General features: G+C 68.1%; 21 protein-coding genes and 1 pseudogene. 6 read left to right on the forward strand and 16 right to left on the reverse strand.

Going from position 1 to position 24,073, the window contains the following annotated elements:
- Nucleotides 1-3: 3 nt before the first annotated feature.
- Nucleotides 4-1,284, reverse strand: a complete 1,281-nt coding sequence (locus tag ACUKCB_RS13025; protein WP_473040748.1) for an MFS transporter — start codon at nt 1,282-1,284, stop codon at nt 4-6.
- Entirely contained in the window at nt 1,281-2,771 is a 1,491-nt protein-coding gene (locus ACUKCB_RS13030; RefSeq protein WP_473040749.1) for an FAD-dependent oxidoreductase, read from the reverse strand. The genes ACUKCB_RS13025 and ACUKCB_RS13030 overlap by 4 nt, the downstream gene beginning before the upstream one ends.
- Before the next feature lie 97 nt (nt 2,772-2,868).
- Here ACUKCB_RS13030 and ACUKCB_RS13035 point away from each other — a divergent pair, with 97 nt between their 5' ends.
- Both ACUKCB_RS13035 and ACUKCB_RS13040 read left to right on the forward strand, forming a co-directional pair.
- The gene (locus ACUKCB_RS13035) at nt 2,869-3,186 is read left to right on the forward strand and encodes a GNAT family N-acetyltransferase (protein ID WP_473040750.1); all 318 of its coding nucleotides are present in this window, start codon (nt 2,869-2,871) and stop codon (nt 3,184-3,186) included.
- A gap of 246 nt (nt 3,187-3,432) precedes the next feature.
- Nucleotides 3,433-4,311 (forward strand): alpha/beta hydrolase, encoded by an 879-nt coding sequence (locus ACUKCB_RS13040; protein WP_473040751.1) that lies wholly within the window; start codon nt 3,433-3,435, stop codon nt 4,309-4,311.
- A 171-nt stretch (nt 4,312-4,482) separates the two neighbouring features.
- Here the strand turns inward: ACUKCB_RS13040 and ACUKCB_RS13045 are convergent.
- Nucleotides 4,483-4,566, reverse strand: a pseudogene (locus tag ACUKCB_RS13045) (phosphotyrosine protein phosphatase); the annotation flags it as partial.
- Between the two features lie 142 nt (nt 4,567-4,708).
- Here ACUKCB_RS13045 and ACUKCB_RS13050 point away from each other — a divergent pair.
- Nucleotides 4,709-4,993 (forward strand): ArsR/SmtB family transcription factor, encoded by a 285-nt coding sequence (locus ACUKCB_RS13050; RefSeq protein ID WP_473040927.1) that lies wholly within the window; start codon nt 4,709-4,711, stop codon nt 4,991-4,993.
- Nucleotides 4,993-6,084: an ACR3 family arsenite efflux transporter gene (arsB, locus tag ACUKCB_RS13055; RefSeq protein WP_473040752.1), complete on the forward strand. Its 1,092-nt coding sequence runs from the start codon at nt 4,993-4,995 to the stop codon at nt 6,082-6,084. The genes ACUKCB_RS13050 and arsB overlap by 1 nt, the downstream gene beginning before the upstream one ends.
- A gap of 299 nt (nt 6,085-6,383) precedes the next feature.
- On the opposite strand, the gene ACUKCB_RS13060 is transcribed toward arsB, so the two are convergent.
- Both ACUKCB_RS13060 and ACUKCB_RS13065 read right to left on the reverse strand, forming a co-directional pair.
- Nucleotides 6,384-6,575, reverse strand: a complete 192-nt coding sequence (locus ACUKCB_RS13060; protein WP_473040753.1) for a hypothetical protein — start codon at nt 6,573-6,575, stop codon at nt 6,384-6,386.
- Nucleotides 6,576-6,647: 72 nt separating this feature from the next.
- On the reverse strand, nt 6,648-8,048 hold the full coding sequence (locus ACUKCB_RS13065; protein ID WP_473040754.1) for an FAD-dependent oxidoreductase: 1,401 nt from the start codon (nt 8,046-8,048) through the stop codon (nt 6,648-6,650).
- 114 nt (nt 8,049-8,162) lie between these two features.
- Here ACUKCB_RS13065 and ACUKCB_RS13070 point away from each other — a divergent pair, with 114 nt between their 5' ends.
- Both ACUKCB_RS13070 and ACUKCB_RS13075 read left to right on the forward strand, forming a co-directional pair.
- A complete protein-coding gene (locus tag ACUKCB_RS13070; protein ID WP_473040993.1) occupies nt 8,163-9,056 on the forward strand; it encodes a helix-turn-helix domain-containing GNAT family N-acetyltransferase in 894 nt (297 codons plus the stop codon).
- Between the two features lie 768 nt (nt 9,057-9,824).
- Nucleotides 9,825-12,200, forward strand: a complete 2,376-nt coding sequence (locus ACUKCB_RS13075; protein ID WP_473040755.1) for a molybdopterin-containing oxidoreductase family protein — start codon at nt 9,825-9,827, stop codon at nt 12,198-12,200.
- A gap of 68 nt (nt 12,201-12,268) precedes the next feature.
- Here the strand turns inward: ACUKCB_RS13075 and ACUKCB_RS13080 are convergent, their stop codons facing one another.
- From ACUKCB_RS13080 to ACUKCB_RS13130, 11 genes are all read right to left on the reverse strand, one after another.
- A complete protein-coding gene (locus ACUKCB_RS13080; protein ID WP_473040756.1) occupies nt 12,269-13,264 on the reverse strand; it encodes an LLM class flavin-dependent oxidoreductase in 996 nt (331 codons plus the stop codon).
- Between the two features lie 85 nt (nt 13,265-13,349).
- Nucleotides 13,350-14,834 carry an MFS transporter gene (locus ACUKCB_RS13085; protein WP_473040757.1) on the reverse strand — a complete coding sequence of 495 codons (1,485 nt, stop codon included), beginning with the start codon at nt 14,832-14,834 and terminating at the stop codon, nt 13,350-13,352.
- Between the two features lie 347 nt (nt 14,835-15,181).
- Nucleotides 15,182-15,685, reverse strand: a complete 504-nt coding sequence (locus tag ACUKCB_RS13090; protein ID WP_473040758.1) for a hypothetical protein — start codon at nt 15,683-15,685, stop codon at nt 15,182-15,184.
- A 27-nt stretch (nt 15,686-15,712) separates the two neighbouring features.
- Nucleotides 15,713-16,600 (reverse strand): permease, encoded by an 888-nt coding sequence (locus tag ACUKCB_RS13095; protein WP_473040759.1) that lies wholly within the window; start codon nt 16,598-16,600, stop codon nt 15,713-15,715.
- Nucleotides 16,593-16,967, reverse strand: coding sequence for an ArsR/SmtB family transcription factor (locus tag ACUKCB_RS13100; protein ID WP_473040760.1), 375 nt, complete (start codon nt 16,965-16,967; stop codon nt 16,593-16,595). Before ACUKCB_RS13100 ends, ACUKCB_RS13095 begins: the two co-directional genes overlap by 8 nt.
- A 55-nt stretch (nt 16,968-17,022) precedes the next feature.
- A complete protein-coding gene (gene phnE, locus ACUKCB_RS13105; protein WP_473040761.1) occupies nt 17,023-18,765 on the reverse strand; it encodes a phosphonate ABC transporter, permease protein PhnE in 1,743 nt (580 codons plus the stop codon).
- The gene (phnC, locus tag ACUKCB_RS13110) at nt 18,762-19,610 is read right to left on the reverse strand and encodes a phosphonate ABC transporter ATP-binding protein (protein ID WP_473040762.1); all 849 of its coding nucleotides are present in this window, start codon (nt 19,608-19,610) and stop codon (nt 18,762-18,764) included. Before phnC ends, phnE begins: the two co-directional genes overlap by 4 nt.
- Nucleotides 19,611-19,615: 5 nt before the next feature.
- Nucleotides 19,616-20,524 carry a phosphate/phosphite/phosphonate ABC transporter substrate-binding protein gene (locus tag ACUKCB_RS13115; protein WP_473040763.1) on the reverse strand — a complete coding sequence of 303 codons (909 nt, stop codon included), beginning with the start codon at nt 20,522-20,524 and terminating at the stop codon, nt 19,616-19,618.
- Between the two features lie 38 nt (nt 20,525-20,562).
- Entirely contained in the window at nt 20,563-21,282 is a 720-nt protein-coding gene (locus ACUKCB_RS13120; protein ID WP_473040764.1) for an ATP-binding cassette domain-containing protein, read from the reverse strand.
- Nucleotides 21,279-23,090, reverse strand: a complete 1,812-nt coding sequence (gene pstC, locus ACUKCB_RS13125) for a phosphate ABC transporter permease subunit PstC (RefSeq protein ID WP_473040765.1) — start codon at nt 23,088-23,090, stop codon at nt 21,279-21,281. Before pstC ends, ACUKCB_RS13120 begins: the two co-directional genes overlap by 4 nt.
- Nucleotides 23,087-23,977, reverse strand: a complete 891-nt coding sequence (locus ACUKCB_RS13130; protein ID WP_473040766.1) for a phosphate ABC transporter substrate-binding protein — start codon at nt 23,975-23,977, stop codon at nt 23,087-23,089. Before ACUKCB_RS13130 ends, pstC begins: the two co-directional genes overlap by 4 nt.
- Nucleotides 23,978-24,073: the final 96 nt, after the last annotated feature.

Consider the following 24,073-nt stretch of genomic DNA (forward strand, 5'->3'; position numbering starts at 1 on the left):
CCCCTACTGCCCTCGAACAAACCGCCGTGATCGGATCTGCCCCGATGACTGCGACAGGTGTGCCTGTCCGCTCCTAACACGAGTGGCCAGGGCGGTCAGCGCGCCGAGCGCTGCCAGGGCTCCCAGCACCGTGAACACCGCCGGATATCCGCCCATCGGGCCGGCCAGGGCGGCGCCTGCCCAGGGCGCCAGCGCGATGGCCAGCATGAGCGGAGTATGCATGATGCCGTTGAGGGTGGCGTAGTGCTCCGCTCCCCATCGGTCGGAGACAGCGGTGGCTTGTAGGAGAGTGAGAATGCCGCGTGCCATACCCGCCAGCACCGCGATGGCCAGGACCAGGCCCAGGGGCCCCGGCACCAGCGCCAGGAGAAAAGTGGTCACCGAACAGGCGGTTAGCACGGCCACGGCGCGGGGCGCCGGCCCGGTCCACCGTTCCAGGGGCGCGTAGACCAGGCGGCCGAGCACCTGCCCCAGACCGCCCACCCCCAGAGCCCAGGCGGCTTGTGGCGTGCCGAAGCCCTGTCCTTCCACCAAGGGGACGATGTTGACCACGACAGCGTAGACAGTGAAGGACCCAAGGGTCAGAGCCGTCGTCAGCGCCCAGAACGCCCGGCTTCGCAAGACGGTGCCCACCCCCTGCTCCCGGCGTTCCTGGTGTCCACCGTCCTTGGGTGTCCAATCCCGAGGTAGGGCGAACGCGTGCAGGGGTACCACCACGGCGAGCAGCACAGCCGCGAGCAGCAGGTAGGTGCTCCGCCACCCCCATGCCTGCTCCAGGGCTGCGGTCAGGGGAGCGAAGATGGTACTGGCCAGACCTGCGGCCAGGGTCAGCGTGGTCAGAGCTCGTACTTTGCCCTGCCCGTACCAGTGAGTCAGGGCGGCGAAAGCCGGAGGGTAGAACAAACCGGCCATCGCCGCTCCCGTCATCAGCCAGGCAGCGGCGAAGACCCACAGGTTCGGGGCCAGGGCAAAGGCCGTCACGGCGGGGACCGAGAGCAGGGCTGCTGCCGTCATCGCGGGGTGCGGGCCCCGGGCCTGCACCCAGCGGCCCATCGGGATCCCCGCCAGCCCCGCCACGACCTGGGAGGCGGAGAACAGCGCGGTCACCGTGGTCAGGGACCACCCGGTGTCGGCGGCAATGCTCGGGGCCAGGACCGGGAAGGCGTAGAACAGCACCCCGTAGCTGGTGGTCACGGTGACGCACAGGGCCACCAGACCCCGGCGTGCCCCGACCGTGGGAGTGATCGTGGGCGCGCCGGAGACCTGGGCCAAGGCACGGGTCACGAGACTCGGAGCGGTTCGGCCGACTCGGCCTTCTGCGACGAGGCGGCGGAGCAGCAGCCGCTCCCGGTGGAGGGGGCCGCCGCCTCGTCGGTCGCGGCGCCGCTGTTTGGGGCGGAGAGCACGGACGGTTCGGAGACGGCCAGGCCGCCGCAGCAGTCGCCTTCCTGCGTCGTGGACTCCTTCACGGTTTCGGGTGCGGGGCCGCAGCAGCCGCTGCTCTCCTCCGCTGGGGCCGGCTCGTCGGTCAGGCCTCCGCCGCTGCAGACCCCGGTTTCGGGCAGTGTCAGTTCCACCCGGGCGGCGGCCTCGTGGTCTCCGGCCAGGTGGGCGGCGATGCTGCGGACCTGCTCGTAGCCGGTCAGGGCCAGGAACGTGGGCGCGCGCCCGTAGGACTTCATTCCCGCCAGGAAGAACCCCTCCTCCGGGTGGGACAGCTCCTTGGCGCCGTGCGGGTAGACGGTGCCGCAGGAGTGCACGTTCGGGTCGATCAGCGGTGCCAACTCGACCGGCGCCTGCAAGGTGGCGTCCAGGCCCAGGCGGACCTCGGACAGGAAGGACAGGTCGGGGCGGAACCCGGTCAACGCCACGACCTCGTCCACAGGCTCCAGCTCTCGGCCGTTCTCGTCAACGAGCATGAGGCTTTCACCCGTCGAGCGCATCTCGGCGGTGCGGAAACCGGTGACCACCCGGATGTGCCCTGTCTCGACCGCGGCCTTGGCCCGCTGCCCGAGTGCGCCGCGCGCGGCGAGCTGGTCGGCCGCTCCTCCTCCGAAAGCGTCACCGATCTCCTCGCGGCGCAGCACCCACACCGCGCGGGTTGCGGGCTCCTGCCCGGCGAGCGAGGCCAGCGCGACCAGGGCGGTCAGCGCCGAGTGCCCCCTGCCGACGACGGCCGTGGTGCGGCCCGCGTACCGTGCCCGAACGGCGGGGTCGGCCAGGTCGGGGACGAGGTAGGAGATCCGCTCGGCGGCTTCCGCCTCGCCCAGCGCGGGCAAGCCGTCGCCGCCCACCGGGTTGGGCGAACCCCAGGTGCCGGAGGCGTCGACGACCGCGCGGGCCAGGATGCGCTCCCGTCCGGCGGCGGCGCGGACCCGGACGGTGAAGGGCTGCTCGGCGCGGTCGGCGTCCACGACCCGGTCCCGGCCCAGGCGGCTCACACCGGTCACCTCGGCGCCGAAGCGGACCCGCTCGCCCAGGGCTTGGGCCAGCGGGGCCAGGTAGGCCTGGATCCACTCGCGGCCGGTGGGGTAGCCCGCGTCGTCCGGGCGCTGCCAGCCGGTGGCGGTGAGCAGCTTCTCCGCGACCGGGTCCACCAGGTCGCGCCAGGAGGAGAACAGGCGTACGTGCCCCCATTCGGCCACCGCGGCACCGGCGGAGTCCCCCTTCTCCAGAACCAGGACGGGCAGGTCTCGCGCGACCAGTTCCGCTGCTGCCGCCAGTCCTGCGGGGCCGGCTCCGATCACTACGATGGGACGCTCGTCAGCCATGACGCTTCTCCTGTTTCATCGACTTGCGCCTATGAATCAGGACTCTATCGATGCGAATCGATAGACACAACCATAGATCCTCGTCGATAATGAGGGCATGACCGTTGCGCCGCTCGAACACACCGAAGGCTCGCTTGCGTCGACTGACGCCGAGACCTACGCCGCCTGGTTCAACGGGCAGGGCATCGCCACCGACCACGCCACCTCCAGGACGGGGGCCCCTGACGTAGACGCGTTGAAGGACCAGTGGACGGCCGAACGCCGCTGGGTCGCCGTCCCGCCAGTCTCCGACCGCGAGGTCTACACCTGGGTGGCCGGTACGTCCGTGTGTGTCGCCGAGGACGTGCGCGGTCGCGGTGCGGGCAAGGCACTGCTGTGTCGGCAGGGCACCGAGGCCGACGACGGCGTCCTGTGAACCTTGCAGACCTCGATCTTCCCCGAGAGCCGCGCATCCTTGTCCCCGCACCACCAGTCGGGCTTTTGCACGGTCGGCCCGCGTGAACGCATCGCCTGCCCAACGGCCGCTGGCGCGACACCGTTCTGCTGGAACGTCCTCGAGACGAGGAGAGCGACTCCGGCACAGTTCCCTGCGCCGACGACGGTTCCGATCGTCCGATCACCTGACGCACTCATCACGACCACTGCTTTTGCAAGGAGATCCATGCCTTCGCCCGGCACTTCGGCCTGGGTTCGACAAGCCCGCCAAGCACACGTCGAGGAGATGTCCCGGCTCCCCAGGGCCGAGTTGGCCCGCGTGCGCGACCTCAGCGTCGCCGGCCTGCGGGCGCGGCTGTACCTGCCCGACGCGGGGGCGGCTCTGCCGTTGCTGGTCTACTTCCACGGCGGAGGATGGGTCCTCGGAGACGTCGACTCCTACGATCCGGTCGCGCGTACCCTCGCCTTGGCCTGTGGAGCGGCCGTCGTCTCGGTGGACTACCGCAGACCACCCGAACATCCCTTCCCGGCGGCGATCGATGACGCCGAGGCCGCTCTCCGCTGGGCCACGGCCAACGCCGACGCCCTCGGCGTGGACCGAACCCGCATAGGAGTAGCCGGTGACAGTGCGGGTGGGCAGATCGCCGCCGCTACCGCTCTGCGCCTGGCCGTCAGCGACGAGGGACCCGATCTGGCCGTGCAACTGCTCGTCTATCCTGCGCTGGATTTGAGAGCGGCCCCGCAGGCAGGGGCTTCCTCGGCTGCTGCCAGCACCAGGGATTTGCTCGACCGAATGTTCACCCTTTACCTGGCCGATGCCGACCGAACCCGCCCCGAGGCGTCACCGTTGCTGGCTCCGAACCTGGACGGGCTGCCCGTTACGGTCATCGTCACCGCTGAACACGACCTCCTACGCGAACAGGGCGAGGTGTTCGGGTGCCGCACACGCGCGGTCGGCGTGCCCACCTCCCTCGTCTTCGGCCGTGGCCTCGCCCACGGATTCCTGGGACGCGAACCCGAACCGGGCTCCCCTGCCTCGGCCACCAACCGCGCGGGGCGGCACGTCCGCGAGGCCTTCACAGTGGGGCATGATCGTGCCGGCTGACCCACCTGTTCTCACCGTCAGCGGGCGAGGTCAGTCAGGAGTCACCTCAAGGACGCCCACCCGGTACTCGCTCCGAGGAGCAGGTCGGATCGGGCTCGAAGAGCGACCCCAACTCCGTCAGAAGCTTGCGCACACGCTGCTCGATGTCGTCGCGGTTGGGACGCACGGCCGCCACGCCCTGACCGCTGCCGTCTGGGAGCGTCCGGCGTTGTGCACGCAGACGAACAGGACGGACGGCTTGTCGGTTCCGACCATGGTGGGTGCCTCTGTTCCGGTTCGGGGACGGTGGGTACTGTCCCGGGGCGCCCCTCGACGGCGGGGGGCGTGCCCGGGGGCGCACCGGTGACGGTCGATGGGATAATATCAGCGCATGCTGATGTCAGTTGATGATGACCTGATGAAGGTCCTGGCCGACCCGCTCCGGATGCGGATCGTCACCCTGCTCGCCCGCGAGACCCTGTGCACCACGCACCTGACGGCCGAGACGGGCGCACGCCAGACCAACCTGTCCAACCACCTGCGCCTGCTGCGCGAGGCCGGGGTGGTCGAGACCGAGCCGTGCGGCCGGTTCACCTACTACCGGCTGCGCCCGCAGGTCCTGGAGTCCCTCTCCTCGGGGCTGGCCGACCTGGCGGCCACCGCCCGCTCCACGGGTGCCGCGCAGAACAGGCGGCCCTGCTGATGGGGCGCCCCGAGACCACCCCCGAGACCACCCCCGGGAGCGCTGACGTCTCCGCGGTGGCGAAGCTGTCCACCCTGGACCGGTTCCTGGCGGTGTGGATCCTGCTCGCCATGGCGATCGGTCTGGGCCTGGGCCGCCTGGTGCCCGGACTGAACGAACTCCTGGCCGCGATGGAGATCGGCGGGATCTCCCTGCCCATCGCGATCGGTCTGCTGGTGATGATGTACCCGGTCCTGGCCAAGGTCCGCTACGACCGCCTGGACACCGTCACCCGCGACCGGCGCCTGCTCCTCACCTCCCTGGTCGTCAACTGGGTCGTCGGCCCGGCGGTGATGTTCGCGCTGGCCTGGGTCTTCCTGGCCGACCTGCCCGAGTACCGCACGGGCCTGATCATTGTCGGCCTGGCCCGCTGCATCGCCATGGTGATCATCTGGAACGACCTGGCCTGCGGGCACCGCGAGGCCGCCGCCGTCCTGGTCGCCCTGAACTCGCTCTTCCAGGTGCTGGTCTTCGGCGCCCTGGGCTGGTTCTACCTGGACCTGCTGCCCGGCTGGCTGGGCCTGGACACCGGCGGACTCGACGTGTCCCCCTGGCTGATCGCCCTCAACGTGGTGATCTTCCTCGGCATCCCGCTCGTGGCCGGGTTCCTCACCCGCACGCTCGGCGAGAAGAGGATGGGCCGGGAGCGCTACGAGTCGGCGTTCCTGCCCCGGATCGGCCCCTGGGCGCTGTACGGGCTGCTGTTCACCATCGTGCTGCTGTTCGCCCTGCAGGGGGAGAGGATCACCGACCAGCCCCTGGACGTGGCCCGCATCGCCCTCCCGCTGCTGGCCTACTTCGCCCTCATGTGGTTCGGTACCTTCGCCTTCGGCAAGGCGATCGGGATGGACTACGACCGCACCACCACGCTGGCCTTCACCGCCGCGGGCAACAACTTCGAACTGGCCATCGCGGTCGCGATCGCCACGTTCGGCGTCACCTCCGGGCAGGCGCTGGCCGGGGTGGTCGGCCCGCTGATCGAGGTCCCGGTGCTCGTCGCCCTGGTCTACGTCTCACTGGCCTGGCGCAAGAGGTTCACCGCTGACCGCTGATAAGGGCTGAGAGGTGGAGCGGGGCCGTGCCCGCTCCACTTCGCTCTGGAACCGGATAGCTTCCCGAGGCAGCGGAGAGAGCTCGTTCATGTGCGGCTCTTCCTGGCCGACGGAGAGGGTTTCAACGAGACGAGGCTCTTGGCCGGTACACGGAGGTGGCCGGTTTACTGGCCAGAGCGATCATCGCCGAGGCGAGCGAGCTGAGGAGCACGAACGCCGCCGGGTAGCCGCAATACCAAAGCAGGAAAGGCGAGCAGCACCGCTGTGGCCATGACTGGCCGGGGTCCCCGGTGCTGAACTCACCGTCCCGCCATGGCCCCGTTCAACCCGGCCATCACCTGGGATGCCGAGAAGAACGCCGTGACCGTGGTGAAGGACCAGCCGGTATCTGCGGTGATGGCGGGGGCCAGGACCGGAAACGCGTAGAACAGCGCCCCGTAGCTCGTGGTCACGGCGACGCACAGGGCCACGAGCCCCCGGCGGATCCGCACAGCGGTCAGCGCTCGAGTGGGCCGACCGGAGTGGTTTTCCCGGGGTGTGTCACGGAACCGATGCGGGGCGGGTCAGTTCGACCGTTTGTGGGCCAGGGACCGAACAGCAGCCCCCTGCGGCTGCGGGTTCTCCTCACCGGGGGCGGAGCTATGCGCTGTGCCACTGCTCTCGGAAACGGCCGGGTCGCCACAGCACCCACCCTCGTCAGTGCTCTCGGGGACGTCGAACAGCCCCGCACCGCCGCAGACCCCGGTCTCGGGCAGTGTCAGTTCCACCCGGGCCGCGCTCTCGTGGTCTCCGGCCAGGTGGGCGGCGATGCTGCGCACCTGCTCGTAGCCGGTCAGGGCCAGGAACGTGGGCGCGCGCCCGTAGGACTTCATTCCCGCCAGGAAGAACCCCTCCTCCGGGTGGGACAGCTCCTTGGCGCCGTGCGGGTAGACGGTGCCGCAGGAGTGCACGTTCGGGTCGATCAGCGGTGCCAACTCGACCGGCGCCTGCAGCGCGGGGTCCAGCCCCAGGCGGACCTCGGACAGGATCGACAGGTCGGGGCGCAACCCGGTCAACGCCACGACCTCGTCCACCGGCTCCAGGGCGCGGCCGCCCTCGTCGACCAGAACCAGGCGTCCGTCCTGGTCCGTTCGTACCTCGGCGGTTCGGAACCCCGTCACCACGTCGATGTGCCCGGCCTCCACAGCCGTCTTGGCACGCATGCCCAGGGCGCCGCGCGCGGCGAGCTGGTCGGCCGCTCCTCCTCCGAAGGCATCACCGACCTGGTCACGGCGCAGCACCCACACCGCGCGGGTTCCGGGTTCCTTCTCTGCCAGCGCGGCCAGGGAGACCAGGGCGGTCAACGCCGAGTGCCCCCTGCCGACGACCGCCGTGGTGCGGTTGGCATGACGGGCCCGGGTGGAGGCGTCGGACGGGTCGGGGATACGGGAGGAGATCCGCTCGGCGGCTTCCGCCTCGCCCAGCGCGGGCAAGCCGTCGCCACCAACGGGGTTGGGGGAGCCCCACGTCCCGGAGGCGTCCACAATCGCGCTGGCCAGGAGGCGCTCTTCCCCCTGCTGCGTGCGGATCCGCAAGGTGAAGGGAAGCTTCTCGCGCCCGGCGTCGACCACTCGGTCCCGGCCCAGGCGGCTGACGCCGGTGACCTCAGTACCCAGGCGGACCTTCTGGCCCAGGACTTGCGCGAGTGGCCTCAGGTACAGCTCCACCCATTCCCGGCCGGTCGGATAGCCCGCGTCGTCCGGGCGCTGCCAGCCGGTGGCGGTGAGCAGCTTCTCCGCAGCCGGGTCCACCAGGTCGCGCCAGGAGGAGAACAGGCGCACGTGCCCCCACTCGCGCACCGCCGCGGCGGGCGTGCTCCCCTTCTCCAGGACCAGGACAGGAAGCCCTCGATCATTCAGCTCCACTGCCGCGGCGAGCCCCACGGGACCGGCGCCGATGACCACGACTGGATGTTCGTCGACCACGCCTCACCCTTCTATCGATACATGTCTATTTACTAGTACTGTATAGAAGCACATCAATGAACACAATCTGGGTCGCAGGCGATCAAAGTCCCCAAGGACAATGGAGGCATGGACATGACGACGCTCTCCCCAGAGTCCGCCGCCGCGACGCTCCCGGCGCAGGAGGCGGAGACCTACGCTGCCTGGTTCGCCTGCCTGGCCGAGCCGATGCGTGTACGACTGCTGCACACCGTTGCCACGTACCCGGGGGCGATCAGCGTCGGAGAACTCGCCAAGGCGGTGGGCATCCGTCAACCAACCGCCTCCCACCACCTGCGCAAGCTTTCTGAGGTCGGCTTCGTGACCCTGACCAAGGTGGGCACCTCGACCCGGGTCACGGTCAACCCCGCCTGCTGCACGGGCCTGCCGCACGCCGCCGACGCCGTCATGGGGCTTCTCGGGTCACGCCCCTGTTGTCCCACCGACCTTCCCGAGAATCTGGTCGTCAGGCCTATGCGTGTCGAGGACATGGAATCGGTCGCCCGCATCTACGCCGAGGACACCGCGGCTGACGAGGCCACCTTCGAACCGCGAACCCCCGGAGCCGACTCTTTGGGGGAGGCATGGCTGCGGAACCACCGCTGGGTCGCGGAGAAGGAGGGGGCGCTGTTGGGGTGGGCGGCGGCGACCCCGGTCTCTTCGCACGAGATATACGCCGGCGTCGCCGAGACATCGGTCTGTGTGGCGGAGGACGCCCGAAGGCAGGGTGTGGGCAAGGCTCTACTCCATCGGCAGGTCACCGAGGCCGACGCGCGGGGACTCTGGTCCCTGCAGGTTTCGATCTTCCCGGAGAACAAGGCCGCTCTGGCCCTGCATCATTCAGCGGGCTACCGCACGGTCGGTGTACACGAGCGCATCGCACGGGTGGGCGGTCACTGGCGGGATGTGGTCCTGCTCGAACGCCGACGTCCCGACGAGGAACTGAACCTCGCGGATCCGTGCTGTGCTCTGGTGCCCTCAACTCACTGACGCCCCTTCTTGGCGCGAACTCCTGTTCGTGGCGTGCCTCTGGGGGGCGCCACTGATCAGACGTCGTGAGTCCCGTTCATGACAGACGCGTGCTCCTTGTGGCCATCTCGACTTCGGAGTGCCGGAGGTCTCCATGGGGGATGATCCTGGAATGGCCGACTCCGGCCACCAGGCCAGGATGCCGACACTCCCCTCACTGCTCTTGGTGAGGTCGCCCGGGAAAACGGGTCAGGCTGTCACCTGCGTCCGAGCGTCCGCGAAGTGGAGCCGAGCCCGACCGTGATGCCGCTGGGGCGCAGGACGAGAATCAAGCCATGATTCCCGCCTCATTCATCGGTGTCAACCAATGAATGAGGTACTCGGTCCCTGAAATGAGACTGGTTAGAGCAAAGGGTTGTATTTCGATCGATCGGGTGACATCTTTACCTGTGTCCGATTCCCGGTCTTCGAAGGCTGATGGATGGCTGGAGTTATTAAAAATTTAAATTAATGCGACAAGGCCTCTTTGGGCGCGTCTGATTCGGTTGGACTCAGTCATTGTCGTCGTCTCCCATGCCTTTCTTCTGACCCTTGGAATCGGGAGAAGTACAGAAGGAGGCAACATTAGTGTTTGAAAAATCTGAGCCGAGCCGACGCTCTTTCTTTCTACAGGGGGGAGCCATGGGAGCCGGGGCGGCACTGAGCCTACGCGCCCCGGAGACCCAGGCGTCTGTGGCTCCAGGACCTCAGGTTACCTCTTCTGCTCCTCCTGGGTCGGCAAGCACACCCATGGTCAGCGAGGACGGATTCGACTTTACTCAGGAGTCCGCAGCCCTGTCTCCGGATAAGACTGTTGACGCCGCCTGTCAGTTCTGCAATTCGCACTGCGGCATGAAGGTCTCTCTGAAATCCGGTCGGGTCATCGGGATCCGCGGCGAGCACGAGGACCCCGTTCAGAACGGAAACCTGTGCGTCAAGGCGAAGATGATGCCGGAGTTGGTTTACAACCAGCACCGCCTCACCACACCGCTGCGCCGGATTTCGGGAAAGAAGGGGAGCAAGGACTCGGAGTTCGAGTCCATCTCATGGGACGCGGCTCTGCGCACCATCGCGGAAAAGATGGTGGAACTACGTGATGCCGGAGAGGCACATGCGGTTGCCAACCGCACCACCGGGCGCATGCCTCAGGGCACAGGGGCCCTGGTTGCGCGCCTGTTCTCCCTGCTGGGCAGCCCCAACAACACCGATGTGGGGCCGGTCTGCAACGACGCCGGAGCCAACGCCCTGACCGCCACCTTCGGGCTGGGGAACTTCACCAACGGCTACGGTGTGGACGAGGCCACGGGAGAACATGACCTCGGCTCCGCCGATTACCTGCTGTTCCTCGGAACCAACCAGGCCGAGACCCACCCGGTGACCTTCGAGTACCTGCTGCGCCAACGCGCCGAAACAGGAGCGCAACTGGTCGTGGTCGACCCCCGGCTCACCCCCACGGGCGCCCAAGCCGATCTGTGGGTGGCGCCGAAACCCCACACCGACCACGCACTGATTCTGGCGATCCTGCACCACGTCGTGACACGGGATCTGCATGATGCGGAGTTCGTCGAACGCTGGGTGCTGGGGTTCAATGAACTCCGTACCCACCTGGTCGAACAGGACTACACTCCCGAGTGGGCGGCCAAGATCACCGGCGTACCCGCCCGTACCATCAAACGCATCGCGGAGGACTACGCCGGCGCCTCACCCGCCGCCATCGTCTGCAACGCCGGGATCTCTCACCAGCTGGGGGCGTTCGACACCTACCGCTGCCTGACCTTCCTCGCGGCGATCACCGGCAACATCGGGCGGCCCGGCGGCGGCTGCAACTTCATGCACAACACCTGGCCCGGAGAACTGCACCTGCCCTCGCTCGAGGTGAGCGTTCCCGAGGTGACCGAGGCACTGCCGGTGGGCCCCGACTACTTCGCCGAGTCCATCCTCGAGGAGCGCCCCTACCAGCTCAAGGCCATTATCACCGAGGGCAACCCCCTGCTGTCCTCAGCCAACACCGGCAAGGTCCGTGCGGCGTTCGAGAAGCTCGATTTCTACGTCTACACCGGACTGTTCATGGAAGAGGCCGCCTACTTCGCCGACATCGTCCTGCCCGTGTGCAGCGGACTGGAGATGGAGGGCGTGTACATGCGCCGCGACGACCGTGGCATCCGGTGGCAGGACCAGGCGGTACGGCGCGTCGGCGAGTCACGTCCGGACTGGGAGATCTGGATCGACCTCGCCCACGCCCTGGAGGAGGCGGACACCAGCAGCCCTCGGGGGTACTGGAGCGATGCCTTCCCGACCGAGTGGAAGGACTACCAGACGCTGTGGTCACAGTTCGTCGACCACACCCCCGGGATGAAGGGCATGAGCGCTGAACGGATGCGTGCCCGCAACGAACCGTTGCGCTGGCCCTGCCCGAACACGGAGCACCCCGGGGTGAGCACGATGTACATGGATCACCCGAGCTGGTACGAGGCAGCCGCGTCCCTGGGAGACGGCAACGAGGGCAAACGCTTCCTCACACCCTCGGGAAAGGCCGAGATCTACACCGACGAACTGGAAGAGAGCCTCCTTGGCGTCGGCCACTCGGCCCTGCCGATCTTCTACACACACCCCGAGGTGACCGGGCGGAACCCGACCATCGAGTACACCGACGAGTTCGTCACCAACCCCGTCAACCCCCATGCCAAGACCCCGAAGGTGCGGTTGGGCGTGAAGGGCGATGCATCGGTGCACAGAAACTATCCGCTGATGGGGATGACCGGGCGCCCCAGCGTGGTGCACTTCGCCTCGGTCACCCAGTGGACCCCCACGGGCAAGCAGCTCAACGGGGTGCGGCTGATCCAGATCCATCCACGGACGGCACGGAACAACGGTATCGCCGAGGGGGACGAGGTCCGGGTGGAGAGCCCCCGCGGAGCGGTCACCGGCACGGCGCTTTTGTGGGACGGCATCCGGAAGGACACGATCTTCGTGCCCAGTACCTTCGGCCCGGCCCAGGTCGTGGGGGACGCCTCAGGCACGGAACGGTACGAGTCGGCGAACCTTCTCGTCAGTGACCGCTACTTCGACAACGTCTCCGGCCAGCAGGCCTACAAGTGCTTCGCCTGCCGCATCACCAAGGCGTGAGCAGTCGACCGCACAGGCACGGCCGGGCGTGTGGGAAACGTCCGGCCGTGGCCGCGTGTTCCGGGGAATCACCCCGAGAGCACCTTCGCTATGTGCTCATGTGAACGCAACCGGGAATCCAGGTCATGGGTCTCGCACACCACCATTACCTCGTCCACACCCGTGCTCTCGACGAAGGCGGACAGGTCGTGGCGGACCGTCTCGGGCCCGCCGACCACCGATGCGCGCAGCATCGCGTCAACGGCCTGGCGTTCCTGCGGGCTCCACAGGGGCTCCATGTCCTCGACCGGGGCGGGAACTCTGAGCTTCCCCCGCATATAGGTCAGGAACTTCTGCTGCAGCGTGGTGAACAGGTAGTGGGCCTGTGCGTCGGTGTCGGCGGCCACCACGTGGGTCGTGGCCATAGCGTAGGGACGAGACAGGTGCCGGGAGGGCGTGAACTGCGTTCGGTAGGTCTCCAGCGCGGCGTGCAGGTTGTGCGGGACGAAGTGCGAGGCGAACGCGAAGGGCAAGCCGAGCCGGGCGGCGAGGGCAGCACTGGTGGTGCTCGTTCCCAACAGCCACACCGGGACGTCGGTGCCCGCTCCAGGAACGGCACGAACCCTGGCGGTGGGGTCCGAAGGACCGAGATAGTCCAGCACTTCGCCGACCATCTCCGGGAAACCGCCACCCGATACGGAGGGGCGGCTCAGGGCCTGGGTCGCCCACGCGTCCGCCCCGGACGCACGGCCGATCCCCAAGTCGATGCGTCCGGGGTAGAGGCACTCCAGGGTGCCGAACTGCTCGGCGACCATGAGAGGGGCGTGGTTGGGCAGCATCACCCCTCCCGCCCCCACCCGCAGACGCGAGGTGTTGGCGGCCAGGTGGGTGATCAGGACCATGGTGGCCGAACTGGCGATGTTGTCGATGTTGTGGTGCTCGGCCATCCACATGCGGTGGTATCCCCATGTGTCGGCCATCCGGGCCACCTCAGTGGTCTCCCTGAGCGAGTCGGCGACGCTCTGTCCGTCCGCGACCGGGGACAGGCTGAGGAGAGAGAAGGGAACGCCGGAGGCTTTCGTCATCGGTCTTCCTTGGCTGAAGGGCGCCCGCGGTGGGGCGCGAGCAGGCGACGGGGGACAACCGGTGTCCCCCGTCGATGAGCAGGCCTCAGGCCTCGGTCGCGGCGACCGTGGAGTCCGAGTCCTCCTGCGGTTGCTTGTTGGCGGCTCGACGGCTCATCCAGACCATCGCGCTGAACAGGACCAGGCCGACGAAGGCCGCGCAGGCCACGAAGACCAGACCTGGGCGGAACTGCTCCAGCACCTGTTCTGCGGAGGGTTCGCCTGCGGTCGTGGTGGCGCCACCCAAGGAGATGACCGCCATGGTCAGGGCCAGGACGACCGCGGATCCCACCTGCCCCGAGGTCTGCAGCAGCCCGGCGGCCAGGCCCTGTTCATGGTCGGCCACACCGGCGGTGGCCTGGACGCTGACCGAGGGGAAGATCAGTGAGAAGGCGATGCCCACCAGAACCGTGGTCGGCAGGATCGCCACGACGTAGGAGGGGTCGGTGTCCACACGCAGGAACAGCAGGAGACCGGTGCCCAGCGAAAGCAGGCCGACGATGACCAGAGGCGGCGTTCCGAAGCGGCCGATGAGGCCGCCGACGATAGGAGCGCCGATGACGACGAGAAGGCCCACCGGAAGCAGGGCCAGCGCCAGCGCCAGCGGGGACCAGCCGAGTGCCTGCTGGAAGTAGAGGGTGACCAGGAACTGGAAGCCGGCGTAGGAACCCAGCAGGGTGATGAACCCGAGGTTCGCGCTCAGGAGCGGGAGGTTGCGGAGGATGCCCAAGCGTACGAGCGGGTGCGCCACCTTGCGTTCGATGGTGACGAACGCGGCGAGGAGCACGATGACACCGGCGAACAGGGCGAGGGTGAGCGGTGTGAACCAGCCGGTTTCAGGTGCGCTGACGACCGTGTACACCAGAAGCATCATCGCCGAGGTCAACGTGACGGCACCGGCGAAGTCGTAGCTGCCGTCGGTCACGGCGGGGCGGTCCTTGGGAATGAGCATCGCGCCCACGATCAGCGCCGCGATCGCGATCGGTACGGGGAACAGGAAGGTCCAGCGCCAGCCGATACCCATCATCAATCCGCCGAAGATCAAGCCGGAGGAGAAGCCGCTGGCCCCGAACATGGTGTAGATCGCCAGGGCCCGGTTGCGGTGCCGCCCCTCGGGGAAAGTGGTGGTGATGATCGACAGGCCGGTGGGAGCGGTGAAGGCCGCGGCCGCGCCCTTGACGAAGCGGGTGAGGATGATCAGCCATCCGCTGTCGACCACACCACCCAGGAACGAGGCAAAGGCGAAGACTCCCAAGGCGACGAGGAAGACCTTGCGGCGTCCCAGCAGGTCGGCCATGCGGCCGCCCAGGAGCAGCAGGCCTCCGAACCCCAGTACGTAGCCGTTGACGATCCAGGTCAGTTGGGCGGTGGAGAGGCCTATGTCGGCACCGATGGAGGGGAGCGCCACAGCCACCATGGTGACGTCGAGCCCGTCAAGGAAAAGAGCCAGGCACAGCACTGTGAGCAGGGACCATACAGCCAGTGACCAACGCTGGTCGGGGCCACGTAGGGTCGGGGGTCGAGGAGACATGTTTCTTCCTTGTCTTCGGGCATGGGGATGCCCGGGAGATGTGCTCGGGGAAGACCGGGCGGGGGCAGGGACCAGCGGTGATCGGCCGCTGGTTCCTGGGCGGTTTGCTTCCAGCGCCGGTGTGGAAGGGTCTGCTGCTCTCTCTCATTCGTGTGTCACGAGGTTTTCGAGCGTCGGAGGACGTGGAGGACTCAGCGCTGTCGACCCTGTCGGTCTCGCCCTCTTGCGATGTCACTGCGACGGTGGGTGAGGGGCCCGGATCTCTTTGTGATGAGGAGTGGGCATGAGAGGGGCGGGATGTCTACCACCCCGCCCCAGGGTCGCGGTTCGTGTCCGCCCGGAGTTGCTCAGGAACGGACCGAGGCGTTGTCGTCGGCACCGCGGGTGAGGTTGAGCCCGGCTTCGACGTGCTCACGGTTGATGCGCCCGCCTGTGATAACGGCGCCGTTGATCATGAGCACGGGAAGCTTGAGGTCCTCCTCCTTCTGACGGCGGCCGAGGTCGTCGACCACGTCGGAGGGCAGGGCGCCGTTCATCACCGCGGTGGCCGAGAGGGTCCGGACGTTGACCGGGAAGTCGACCGTGGCCACGACCTCGTCGACCACGCGGGTGGCTTGGGCGTCGAAGGGCTTGGCTGCGGGGCTGCAGCAGCTGCCCGTGATGACCAGGACGTCGGCCGGGCCCTCGCCCTTGACGGGACTGGCCGGTGCCGTCGGCGATGCGGCGGTCTCCTCCACGACATCGTCCTCAGGGACGACCGAGACACCACCGCAGCAGTTGGAGACCTTTCCGTTGTCGCTGTCCTTGCCCCGACCGAAGAGGCGGCCGATGAAACCGTTTCCGGATGCCATGTGTGCTCCTTTGGTTGCGTACAGGTGTTAGGAGAAAAGCGGAATGACCATGCCACCGGCGATCGCCACTGCCAGGATCGAGCCGACGAAGGTCGCGACCAGTGGGGGCTTGAAGATCGCCGTGAGCATGCTGACCTCGGGCGGGCTGGCTCCTGCCCCGCCGATGATGAGCGCGAAGAGCGGACCGATACCCACACCCGCCGAGGTCAGCGCCAACCCCATCGGCAGGGCGGCCTCCGTGCGTACGTACAAGGGGATACCGATCAGTGCGGCCACGGGGACGGCCCACCAGTTTCCGGGGCCGGCGACCTGGATGAGGAAGGACTCGGGGACGGCACCGTAGATCAGGGCGCCGATACCCACACCGACGGCCATGGGGATGATGAGGGGTTTGAAACCCGAGATGGACTGTGCCCAGGCGGGACCGGCCTCAGCGCGGAGACCCTTCCACGGCTCCTCGTCGTTCCAGCTGCCCTGGACCTTGACCCGCTTGACGTAGCGCTCCAGCCCCAGTGCGTCCCAGGTGATGGCGATGAGCAGTGTGCCGACGAGGGTCACGGCCGCGTATCCGAGCATGATCTGCCAGCCGAACAGCAGGGCGATGATGCCGAGGATGATGGGGTTGAGCAGGGGGGAGGCGATGAGGAAGGCCGCCGCGGCGGCGAAGGGGGCGCCGGCTTTGATCATGCCCATCAGCATCGGCAGGGTGGAGCACGAACAAAAAGGGGTGAGCATCCCCAGGGCCATGCCCTTGAGCGGTGCGGTCAACCGTCCGCCGGCCAGCCAGGACTGCAGCCGCTTCTCGCCGACTTTGCGGTTGATGAGGACGATCAGGAACGAGATGCCCAGGAAGAGGACCACCAGTTCGGCGGCGATCGTGCCGAAGAGCAGGAGTGTGTCGCTCCAGCTATTCACCGCAGTCACCCCCCGGGCAGCAGGCCTCGATGCCCTCAGGGGTCAGTGACGCCAGGGTGGCCAGCCACCGGACGGGCGTGGCCAGCTGGTCGCAGCACAGCGTGTAGATGTTGGAACGGCCCTTGGGACTGGCCGTCACGAGCTGCTGCTCGCGAAGCGGAGCCAGGTGGTGGCTCACCAGGGTCTGGCTCATCCCGGTGGCTTCCTGGAGCTCCTTGACCGTACGGGGGCGCTCGGCCAGCAGCAGGGCGATGGTGAGCCGGTTCTCGTCGGCCAGGGCCTTGAGCTTGGGCACGAGCAAGCGCGCGCGTTCCCGGTCGGTCAGCTCCGCCGCGGGTAGGAGATGGATGTCCAGGGCTTCGTTCATACCGACATTGCTATCAACAGTGTTTGTTGGTGTCAACGGGTTTTCTTGTTTGGAATCACCACAGGAGCCGCCGCAGTCCCATGTTCAGCAGTTCCACCGCCATCACCACGACGAAGACCAGCAGCATGATGAGGGTGACGACTTCGTACTCGCGGGTCTGCGTGGCCTGGAGGAGGTAGAAGCCGATCCCCCCGCCGCCGACGATGCCCAACAGGGTCGCCGCGCGGATGTTGACGTCGAGTTGATACAGCACATGTCCGACCAAGGCCGCCACGGTTTGGGGGAGAACGGCGGTGAAGTAGGTCTGGACTCGTGAGGCTCCACACGAGGTCAGCGCCACGGATCCTCCTGCGGGGATCTCCTCGATGGAATCGGCGATCAGCTTGCCCAACAGCCCCACGGACCCGAGCCCCAGCGCCAGGGTGCCCGCGACCGGTCCCAGCCCGATGATGACGATGAACACCACGGCCAGTACCAGCTCGGGCAGACCGCGCACGGCCAGGATGAAACCCCGGGCCAACAGGTAGACGGTCCGGTTGGGGGCGACGTTGTGGGCTGCCAGCGAGCCGAGGGGGAGAGCCAGGAGGGTACCGATCAGTGTCGCGGCCAGGGCGATCTTCACGGTCACGACGAGGGCTCCGATGATCGCCTCACCGGCGCCCGCCGTGCCCGGCGGCCAGAAGTGGCCCAGGGTGCGCACCACACCGTCCCACCCCATGGCGAGACCGCTGTCCAGTACACCGCTGCCCGTCACCGACCAAACCAGGCCCGTCACGCACAGTGCGGCGTAGACGTAGCGCCGGACTCGGTGCGGGGTCCACGGAGGTGAGACGGACAGCGCCCGGGGAGAGGCCGTCTCGGCCGATGACGACCGGGGCGGCGACGAGGGCCTGGTGGTCAACCGCTCGAACCGGGCTCTGAACCTGGCAGCCAGGGTGTGCCCGTTGTACCGGTCGAAAGCCTGGGCGGAGCCCAACAGCGCTCGCCGGAGGGCAATGGACACCATCTCCACCAGGACGCACAGCGCGACCAGGATGAGTGCCCAACTGATCCCCAGGCCGAAGTTGAGGGTGGCGAAGGCGTGGGACATCTCCAGGCCCACACCGGCGACCCCCACATACCCCAGCAGCGCCGAGATGCGCAGGTTGATGTCGAAGCGGTGCAGCCCTACGGCGACGAACGCGGGCAGGACCTGGGGCAGGACGCCGGTGAGGAGCTGCTGGGCACGACCGGCCCCCACGGCGCGGAGCGCTTGGCGCGGCCCGTCGTCGATCTGCTCGATCGCGTCAGCGTACAGGCGGCCCACCATGCCGACGGAGTGCAAGCCCATGGCCAGTACCCCGGGCAGCGAACCGAGACCGAAGAAGCGCAGGAAGACCACGGCCAGGACGATGTCGGGGACCGCGCGCGCGGCGACGATGACACTCCGGGAGGCGATCCTGGAGAGGGGGCCTCTCTGGGTGTTCGCGGCAGCCCACACCGCCAACGGGATGCTCAACACGACCGACAACAGCGTGGCGAGCAGAACGATGGCCAGGGTGATGCCGACCTGGCGGGCGACCTCGACCAGCGGCGGCAGCTCCAACGGCCAGACGCGCCGGAGGAACCCGGCCGCGTTGGTGTAGCCGTCGACGAGCGTGGCGACGTTGACGCGCAGGTCGATCATTGACCACACACCCGCCGCCGTCAGCAGGGACAGCAGCAGGTAGGCGGTCAGAGGGCGTGCGCGCAGGGGCGGACGCACCGTGGCGCTGGGAGGAGGGCCGGTTCGGTCACGCTCGGTGGACAGGGTGTTCAACGCGCGGGCTCCGTGGTACGCGGAGAGGGAGCGGCCCCCACCTTGCCGTAGATGCTCATGGCGGTCTTGGTGTCCAGGTCCGAGGTGACGGCTTGGAGGACGACCCCTCCCCCCCGAAGGCCCACGATCCGGTCGGCCCACGACAGAGCCAGTTCCACCTGATGCAGGCTGCACAGCACGGTCAGCCCGTCCTGGGCGGCGATCTCGCGGATGAGGGACATGACGGTCGCGGCCGAGTCCGGATCCAGGGAGGCCACGGGCTCATCGGCCAACAGGATCTCCGGCCGCTGCATCAGGGCCCTGGCCACGGCGACACGTTGTTGCTGCCCCCCGGAGAGGGTGTCGGCCCGTTGGAACGCCTGCCGGGCCAGCCCCACTCGCTCCAGTTGCCGCATGGCCTCCCAACGTAACTTCCTGGAATAGGAGTACAGGCCCAGCCGTGGCCCGAGGAGGCGTCCCAGCGCACCGCTGCAGACGTTTTCGAGCACACTGAGCTGACCGATCAGGTGGAACTGTTGGAAGACGAAGCCGACACGGCGCCGCAGCCGGCGCAGGGCCCGCTCCGAACTGGTGTCCAGGTTCTGCCCGAGCACGGTGACCGTGCCGGCGGTGGCACGGTGCAGGCCGTCGACATGGCGAAGGAGAGTGGACTTCCCCGAACCCGACAAGCCCAGGAAGGCCACGACCTCCCCGGCGCGCACGTCGATGCTCACATCGCTCAAGGCGGTGATGTCAGGGGCGAAGCGCTTGCTGACTCTGTCGAAGCGGACAACGGAATCGGAGGATCGGGGATCGCGCACGGCATACCTCGGGGCGGGTGAGGACGGTGGAGTGGTGGGGCGCACGTGGCTCAGCTGTTGGAGCAGACCTCGGCCTCGGTAGCGGCGCAGACCTCGCGGATGGACTCGAAGGACGCGTCGTCACCGGGCACGAATCCCCAGAAACCACCGATGTCCTCGACACCCAGGGCATCGGCGTTACCCCGTTCCAGAATGGCGGTCCTGATGGTCTCCCGCAGTTCGGGACTGAGTTCCGTGGACATGGCCAGTGGTGAGCTGGCTATCGGATCCGACACCCAGATCTTGTCGAACTCCTCTGGGTCGATCTCGCCCTGGCGCGGCAGGACCTCGTCGAACATCACGTCCTGGAGGGCACCGGCATCGCAGTCGCCGTCGCGTACACCAAGGGCCGAGGCGTCATGTCCGCCCGTGTACTGGACGGTGTAGTCGTCGGAGTCCAGTCCGGCGTCGGCCAGCGCGGCGGTCGGGTACAAGCTGCCCGAGGTCGAGGTCGGCTCGACGAGGCAGATGTTCTGTCCACGCAGGTCGGCCAACTCCTCGATGCCACTGTCCTTGGGCGTGATGATGTAGCTGTGGTAGCTGGGAGCGCCTTCGGCCTCCTGGACCTGGATGCCCACCACCTCGATGTCGACGCCGGAGTCATGGGCCAGGACGTAGGAGGTGGGGCCGTACATGGCGATGTGGATGGTCCCGGCTCGTTGGCCCTCGATCAGCCCGGCGTAGTCAGCGACGTTCTCGAATTGGACCTCCTTCCCCGTCTCCTCGGCGATGAGGTCGACGATGGGCTGGAAGTGCTGTTGGACCGACTCCGAGGCCTCATAGGGCAGGGCCCCGAAGACGAGGGCGTCGGGATCCTCCCCGTCAGCACCGCTTTGGGCACTGGGACCGCATCCGGTGACCACGACCATGGCTGTGAGGCTGCTGAGGGCCAGAGCGGACTTTCTGGTGAAGGGGGTCATGGGGGCTTCCTTCTGGTGGAATGGTGGTAAGTGGGCCGTTACGTGTAGCTGGAGACCTGAGCGGGCGCCTCCTCCGGAGCGGAGGTGGAGAAGGCGGCGGCCTTACCGAGGGGGACCTGGTCGGTGCACAGACGGCCCAGTAGGCCGTCGTCGTGGGAGACCACGATGAGCGTGCGCTGGCCGCGCAAGGCTTTCAGTGTCTTCTCCACTTCGGCCGCAGCGGCCGCGTCCAGGGCACTGGTCGGTTCGTCGAGCAGGATGAGTTCGGGGTCCAGGGCGAGGGCGCGTGCCAGCGCCAGGCGCTGGCGCTGACCCACCGACAGCTGTGACGCGGGGTCGTTGAGACGGTGCGCCACCTCCTGCCACAAGCCGGCCTCACGGAGGGCGGACTCGGCGCGTTGGGAGAGTTGGTCGCGGCTGGCCCGGACCACGTGTCGGATGCCGAACAGCGCGTTGCCCAGGATGCTTTCGGGGAAGACCACGGGGGTCTGGGGCACCAGGACGGCACGGGCCCGCAGGTCCGCCAGCCGGATGGGAGACAGTCCGATGATGTCGGAGCCGAGCACACGCACCTCTCCCGTCGCCGACAGGCCGCTGGGCAGCAGACCGACCAGGGTGCGCAGAACGGTCGACTTGCCCGCGCCTGAGGGGCCACACAACCCCACAGCGCTGGCCTGGGGCACGGAGAAGCTGAAAGGGCCGATGAGACGTGTGTTGCCCTGCCGGACAGTGAGGTCGCGCACCTCGACGGTATTCATGAGCGTTCCCTTTCCAAGCTTCGGCGGAGGGGGATCGTCGCGGCCAGCAGGGACACGATGATGATCAGCAGGACCGTGGCGGTGCCCCAGGCGGCGTCCATGGCCGCGGGATCGGCCGCGTCCTGACCGAGGGTGAAGATGTGGGTGGGCAGACTGACGATGGGTGCCTCGAACACTCCGGCAGGCAGCGTGGCGGCTCCGGAGAAGACAGCGGCGGTGAACAACAGAGGGGCTGTTTCCCCAGCGGCCCGTGCCAGGCCCAAGAGGAGTCCGGTGATCAGGGCCGGACGGGCGTGGGGCATCAGCACGGACCTGACGAACTGACTGTGCCGCAGCCCCAACGCCTGGGCGCTCTCCCGCCGTTCTGGCGGCAGCGAGGCCAACTGGGTGGTCACGGACAGGGCCACCACCGGTAGGGCCACGACTCCGAGGAGAAGCGCACCGACCAACCAGCTCTTGCCCCACCCCAGGACAGAGCCGAAGAACCAGAAGCCGGCCAGGCCCAGGATGATGGTGGGAACACCCCCCACGGCGACTGTCGCCATCCGCAGCCACCGCGTCACCCTGGGCGTGGCGTACTCCCCCATGACCAGGGCCAGCGCCAGACCGAGGAAGGCGGCGACCACCCCAGCCACGACGATGAGCAGCAGTGTGCCGATGATCTGGTCACGCACGCCTCCGCCACTGGCCCCCACGGTGGGGGTGAGCCAGAAGGCCGGATCGAAGGCGCGCGTGCCCCGGCTGGCGATGGACCAGGCGATGAACGCGCCCAGGGCGATCAGAAGGCCCAGTACGGACCGGAGAACGGTGACGGCGACCAGGTCGCGTACCGCCCGGCCCCGTCGGGCCCTCCTGCGCCGAGGCAGCACGGGGCCGGGACGGTTGAGTCGGGGGGACTGCGCCGCGACGGTCAGCAGAGCGATGACGCACAGAAGCACGGCGCCGATGGCGCACAGAGCGGCCCAGTGGTCTCCGGAGGTGCCGGAGAGCATCGGCTCGGGGCCGCCGAGCTTGGTCGTGATGCTCTCCCCCGGTTGCAGGATCGACTGGAGCATCTGGCCGGGGTTGGTCGGCACGCTCGTGACGGATCGGCCGATGACCAGATAGACGGCGACGGTCTCGCCCAGGGCGCGGGCCAGACTGAGCATCCCCGCACCGAGCATGCCTCCACGCGCGGCGGGCAGGACGGCCGAGCCGATGACCTCCACCCGGGTGAGGCCGAGTGCTGAGGCGCTTTCCCGGGTGGCCTGGGGGACGTCCGAGAGAGCGTCGACCGAGACCGAGACGACCGTAGGCAGCACCATGATGCCCAGGAGCAGCCCGGCGGTCAGCAGACTCGCTCCCCCGGCGACGCCGAAGACATCGTCGATCAGTGGAAGGAGCAGCGCCACGCCCAGGAGCCCGTAAACGATGGAGGGCACGGCGGCCAGCAGCTCCACCGCCGTTCGCAGAGGTCTGCGCCGGCGCTCGGTGGTGAGTTCGTTGAGCGCCACGGCGGCCGCCCACCCCAGGGGCAGAGCGAGGACCAGGGCGATGACGCTGACGGCGGCGGTCCCCCACAGCATGGCCGCGGCCCCGAAGACTCGCTGCTGGTAGTCCCAGGTGTCGGACAGCAACAGGACGGACCAGTCGACGCGACCCGAGAGGATGCCCAGGAGGAGGAAGAGTACGACCAGGGCGGCTGCTGCGGCGGCGCCCGAGACACCTGTGGTGATCGTCGGCGGAAGCCAACGGGAGGAGTGGGGACGAGAGGGGACGTCCTGGGTGGACGGGCCGGTGGAGGGTTTCGCCGGTCCGGTGGTGATCACTGGATACCGGCCCTCTCCCGGGTGAGGTAGCCGTGCTCGGGCAGCAGCTGCTGGCCCTCCTCGGAAAGCACGTAGTCGATGAACTCGCCCGCGTCCCCCGCAGGTTCTCCGTCGGTGATCAAATACAGGGGCCGGGCCAGGAAGTAGTCGCCCGAAGCGATGTTCTCGTCGGTGGGCTCGACCCCTTCGATGGCCACCGCGGCCAGATCCTCGCTGTCCTCGGCGAAGGCCACCGAAAGCGGCGTGATCGCCCCCTCCGTGGAGGAGGCCTTGGTCCGAGCTTCCTCGTTGCCGCCCACGATGGAGTAGTTGCCGCCCTCGGGATCCTCCGGGGGCGGGGAGGTGCCGTCCGCGTAGAGGAACTCCTCCAGGACCTCGCGCGTGCCCCGGCCGGGCTCCTTGTTGTAGACGTAGACGGGGATGTCCGGGCCGCCCAGTTCGGACCAGTTGTCGACCTCGCCCTCGAAGAGGCCACGGGCCTGCTCAGCCGACAGCGAGGTCACGCCTCCGTCGTGGACATCGCGGTCAACCACCAGGCCCACCGCGTCACGGCCGATCTCGGTGACCATGAAGTCGACATCGGGATAGGCCTCCCGGTCCCCGTCATCGAGCGGTTTGGAGCTCATGGCGATGTCGATCTGACCGTTGCCCAGCTGGGAGATGCCCCCGGAGGAGCCCCCCTGGGTGTCGACGGTGATCTCCATACCGTCAGCACGCAGGATTTCGGCGGCGTCGGCGGCGACCGGGTTGACCGTCGTCGACCCGCTGATACGCAGAGCGCCGCTGCCGCCGGCGCCGTTGGCGCAACCTGAGACCGCCAGGCAGGCGATACTCGCCAGGATGGCCGTGGCGCGCAGTCCTCGGCGTCCGGTATTCGGTCGGGACATCGCGTGTCGCTGGTGAGAGGCGGGCAATGCACACTCCGTAACGGTCCGACCTGCGGGATCTCCGTCAGGCGCATGGATGGTGACCCGTGGCGGCGG

This window comes from Nocardiopsis moroccensis (assembly GCF_055763695.1).

What these genes read in the sequence shown, in the direction of transcription:
- ACUKCB_RS13030 (WP_473040749.1), bottom strand. Translation starts at nt 2,771, where the DNA reads ATGGCTGACGAGCGTCCCATCGTAGTGATCGGAGCCGGCCCCGCAGGA.
- ACUKCB_RS13035 (WP_473040750.1), top strand. Translation starts at nt 2,869, where the DNA reads ATGACCGTTGCGCCGCTCGAACACACCGAAGGCTCGCTTGCGTCGACT.
- ACUKCB_RS13040 (WP_473040751.1), top strand. Translation starts at nt 3,433, where the DNA reads ATGCCTTCGCCCGGCACTTCGGCCTGGGTTCGACAAGCCCGCCAAGCA.
- ACUKCB_RS13050 (WP_473040927.1), top strand. Translation starts at nt 4,709, where the DNA reads ATGAAGGTCCTGGCCGACCCGCTCCGGATGCGGATCGTCACCCTGCTC.
- arsB (WP_473040752.1), top strand. Translation starts at nt 4,993, where the DNA reads ATGGGGCGCCCCGAGACCACCCCCGAGACCACCCCCGGGAGCGCTGAC.
- ACUKCB_RS13070 (WP_473040993.1), top strand. Translation starts at nt 8,163, where the DNA reads ATGACGACGCTCTCCCCAGAGTCCGCCGCCGCGACGCTCCCGGCGCAG.
- ACUKCB_RS13075 (WP_473040755.1), top strand. Translation starts at nt 9,825, where the DNA reads ATGGTCAGCGAGGACGGATTCGACTTTACTCAGGAGTCCGCAGCCCTG.
- ACUKCB_RS13080 (WP_473040756.1), bottom strand. Translation starts at nt 13,264, where the DNA reads ATGACGAAAGCCTCCGGCGTTCCCTTCTCTCTCCTCAGCCTGTCCCCG.
- ACUKCB_RS13085 (WP_473040757.1), bottom strand. Translation starts at nt 14,834, where the DNA reads ATGTCTCCTCGACCCCCGACCCTACGTGGCCCCGACCAGCGTTGGTCA.
- ACUKCB_RS13090 (WP_473040758.1), bottom strand. Translation starts at nt 15,685, where the DNA reads ATGGCATCCGGAAACGGTTTCATCGGCCGCCTCTTCGGTCGGGGCAAG.
- ACUKCB_RS13100 (WP_473040760.1), bottom strand. Translation starts at nt 16,967, where the DNA reads ATGAACGAAGCCCTGGACATCCATCTCCTACCCGCGGCGGAGCTGACC.
- ACUKCB_RS13115 (WP_473040763.1), bottom strand. Translation starts at nt 20,524, where the DNA reads ATGACCCCCTTCACCAGAAAGTCCGCTCTGGCCCTCAGCAGCCTCACA.
- ACUKCB_RS13120 (WP_473040764.1), bottom strand. Translation starts at nt 21,282, where the DNA reads ATGAATACCGTCGAGGTGCGCGACCTCACTGTCCGGCAGGGCAACACA.
- ACUKCB_RS13130 (WP_473040766.1), bottom strand. Translation starts at nt 23,977, where the DNA reads ATGTCCCGACCGAATACCGGACGCCGAGGACTGCGCGCCACGGCCATC.